Annotated in this window: 3 protein-coding genes; 2 read left to right on the top strand and 1 reads right to left on the bottom strand. The window is 77.0% G+C overall.

The features are described from left to right. Window positions 1–877, top strand: an 877-nt coding sequence (locus WCS02_RS18705) for a lysylphosphatidylglycerol synthase domain-containing protein (protein ID WP_340295798.1), incomplete at its 5' end; no start/stop codon positions are given. Window positions 878–941: 64 nt separating this feature from the next. Here WCS02_RS18705 and WCS02_RS18700 read toward each other — a convergent pair. Then, window positions 942–2,015 carry an FUSC family protein gene (locus WCS02_RS18700; protein ID WP_340295797.1) on the bottom strand — a complete coding sequence of 358 codons (1,074 nt, stop codon included), beginning with the start codon at window positions 2,013–2,015 and terminating at the stop codon, window positions 942–944. A 209-nt stretch (window positions 2,016–2,224) separates the two neighbouring features. On the opposite strand from WCS02_RS18700, the gene WCS02_RS18695 reads away from it, so the two are divergent. Further along, on the top strand, window positions 2,225–3,571 hold a 1,347-nt coding region (locus WCS02_RS18695; RefSeq protein WP_340295796.1), incomplete at its 3' end, for a DEAD/DEAH box helicase.

Below are 3,571 nucleotides of genomic sequence, written 5' to 3'. Positions count from 1 at the left end.
CTCCGACTTCGCCGTCGCGGTGGGCGGCCAGGCACTGCGGGACGGGACCGCCGTGCTGTCGCCGGGGCCGGTGCTGCTCGCCGTGGCCCTGGGGCTGGGCTTCCGGGCGCTGGCCGCCGCCCGGTGGCTCGTCGTCGCGCGGGCGCTGGGCGCGCCGCTGGGGCCGCTGCAGGCGTGGGCGGAGTACCTGCGCAGCGAGCTGCTCAACCAGGTGCTGCCCGGCGCGGTGCTCGGCGACGTGGACCGGGCCAGGCGCCACGGGAAGGACGTCGGCCTGCTCCCCGCCGCCCGGGCGGTGGCGCTCGAGCGCGTGGTCGGGCACGCGGTGCTCGTCCTCGCGGTGGTCGTCGTCCTGCTCCGGCGCCCCGACCTGCTCGGCGCCGCCGACGGGGCGGACGGCCGCACGGTGGCCGTCCTCGTGGTCGCGGGGGCGGTGGCGGTCCTCGTCGGCGTGCTGCTGTGGCAGCCCTGGCGTCGCACCGGCGGGGCACGCGGGCTGCCCCCGGCGCTGGTCCCGGCGCTGCTGGCGGCCGCCGGGCTCTCGGTCGGGGTGCTGGCCTGCGCCGTGACGCTGTTCGTCGTCGCGGCGCGCGCCACGGGCACCGTCGCCCCGCTGGGCGACGTCGTGCCGGCGGTGCTGGTCGTGCTCGTGCTCGCCGGGGTGCCACTGACGGTGGCGGGCTGGGGCGCCCGTGAGGCCGGGGCGGCGCTCTGCTTCGCCGCCGTCGGCCTGCCCGCCGCGGCCGGGGTCTCCGCGGCCGTCGGCTTCGGCCTGCTCTCGGCCGTCGCGGCGCTGCCGGGCCTGGTCCCGCTGCTGCTGCCCCGCCTGCCCTCGCCCGCCGGGACGCAGCCGGCGGGGGCCGCAGCCATCACGTAGCTGCTGGGCCGCTCCCGCAGGAGCCGCACCAGCCAGTGCCTCGTCCGCAGGACCGGTCCGGGCCTCAGGCGTGCATGCGGGGCACGAGCCCCAGCGCCTCGCCGTGGCCCAGGCCCGTGAGGCGCAGCAGGTCGGTGACGAGGGACCGGCACTGCGCGAGGACCGTCGCCCCCGACAGCCCGAGCGGCACCGCGAACGTCGACGACCGCTCGGCGAGCGCCGTGAGCTCGCGGCGCAGCAGCGGCTGCTGGGCGGGGTCGTCGTAGCCGGCGGCCAGGTGGTCGACGACGTCGGCCAGGTCGCCGACCAGGCGCAGCACCTCCGCCGGGATCGGGTCCTCGCGCTCGACGGCCACGTCGGCCCTGCGGACGAGCACCCGGGCGTTGCGGACGGCCAGGTCGAGGACCGTGGCGGCGTGGGCGTCGCTGCGGGCCCGGCGGGAGCGCGAGCGGCGCAGCAGCGACAGGGACGCCGCGTCTGAGCGCTCCTCCGTGAGGTCGCGCAGCTGTCCCAGCGAGTACTCGGTCTCCCGCGCCCGCTCCAGCGTCCGCCGGGCCAGGTCGACGTCGCCGGTCCGGTTGGCCGACACGGCGTCGCGCAGCAGGTCCGCCAGGGTCCGCAGCACCTCCACGGCGTGCTCGCGGGGGCGCCGCAGCGGCCCCACCGGCGACAGCACGGCGATGAGCAGCGCCGTCGCGCCGCCGACGACCGCGTCGAGCCAGCGGTCCAGGCCCTGCGACGGGTTGGCCACGAGCGTGGTGACGATCGCCGACTGCACCCCCGCCTGGGTGACCACGAGGGCCCCCACGTCGAGGAACACCGCCAGGCTCATGGCGACGAGGACCGCCAGGACGAGGACCCAGATGCTGGGCCCGACGAGCGCGACGACGAGGTCGCCGACCCCGACGCCGATCGCCACGCCGACGACGATCTCCACCGCTCGACGGCCGCGCTGCCGGTAGGACGCACCGAGGCCGACGATCGCGGCGACCGGCGCGAAGAACGGCTGCTCGTGCCCGAGCACCGTGCTGGCCACCCAGTACGCCAGCCCGGCGGCGACGGCCGACTGCACGAGCAGCGGGGCGGTCCGGCCCAGGCGCCGCACGCGCTCGGGGACGGCTCTCGGGGCACGGGGCACACGGCCACTGTCCCAGGCGGGGCCGTCGCGCGCGGAGCGGCGCGGACCCCCGCCCCCCGGTGTGGGAGGATGGCTGCAGCGCCGCGCCGACCCGTGCGCGCCGCACCGTCGTGGAGCACCTGCACCGGCTCCGGCACGCACCACCTGCCGGACCAAGCCGAGGTCTGTCTGCGGCGCCCCGACCACGCCTGAGAGGCGCGAGCACCCACATGCCTGGAACACCCCTGTCCGCGACGCCCGAGTCGCAGCCCACCCCCGGTTTCGACGCCCTCGGCGTCTCCGCCCCCCTCGTCGCGGCGCTGTCCGCGCAGGGCATCACCGCCCCCTTCCCGATCCAGACCGCGACGCTGCCGGACTCCATGGCCGGGCGCGACGTCCTGGGCCGCGGACGCACCGGCTCCGGCAAGACGCTGGCCTTCGCGCTGCCGATCGTCAGCCGCCTGCTGTCGGACACCACGACGACCCGGACGACCAAGCGCCCCCGCGCGCTCGTCCTGGCCCCCACCCGCGAGCTGGCCACCCAGATCGCCGAGGTGCTGCGCCCCCTCGCCGAGACCAACGGCCTCACGGTCACCACGGTCTTCGGCGGCGTCCCCCAGGGCCGTCAGACCCAGGCCCTGAGCCGCGGCGTCGACATCGTCATCGCCTGCCCGGGCCGCCTCGAGGACCTCATGGGCCAGCGCGAGGTGTTCCTCGACCAGGTCCGGATCACCGTGCTCGACGAGGCCGACCACATGGCCGACCTGGGCTTCCTGCCCGCCGTCACGCGCATCCTCGACGCCACCCCGGCCGGCATCCAGCGGATGCTGTTCAGCGCCACGCTGGACAACGGCGTCGACCGGCTCGTCCGCCGGTACCTGCGCGACCCGCGCACCCACTCCGTCGACTCCGCGGAGTCCCCGGTGTCGACCATGACGCACCGGCTGCTGTCGGTCTCCGACGCCACCGCCAAGAGCGAGGTCGTCCGCGAGCTCGCCTCCGGCACCGGGCGCCGGGTGCTCTTCATGCGCACCAAGCACTCCGCCAAGAAGCTGGCCAAGCAGCTCATCGCCGCGGGCATCCCGTCGGTCGACCTGCACGGCAACCTCACCCAGGGCGCGCGCCAGCGGAACCTCACCGCGTTCTCCGAGGGCGAGGTCAACGTCCTCGTCGCCACCGACGTCGCGGCCCGCGGCATCCACGTCGACGACGTCGAGCTCGTCGTCCACGTCGACCCGCCGACCGAGCACAAGGCCTACCTGCACCGCTCGGGCCGCACCGCCCGCGCCGGGTCCGAGGGCACGGTCGTCACCGTCGTGCTGCCGGAGCAGGAGCGCGAGGTCACCACGCTCATGCGCCAGGCGAAGGTCACCCCCCGCAAGGACCGCGTCCAGCCCGGCAGCCCCGTGGTCGCGGAGCTCGTCGGCGAGGTCGCGCCCAAGCGCGAGTACACCTCCCCCGCCGAGAAGATGGCCGCCCTGCAGGGCGAGACGGGCACCGGCCGCCGCGCGACCGGCCGCTCGCGCCGCTCCGGCGCCCAGGCCGGCTCCAGCACCGGCGGGCGCTCCGGCGGCTCC

Origin of the sequence: Aquipuribacter hungaricus (genome assembly GCF_037860755.1) — a bacterium.
GTDB classification, from domain to species: domain Bacteria; phylum Actinomycetota; class Actinomycetes; order Actinomycetales; family JBBAYJ01; genus Aquipuribacter; species Aquipuribacter hungaricus.
The sequence above is the reverse complement of the archived record's forward strand: the minus strand, read 5'-3'. Positions and strand labels throughout refer to the sequence as shown.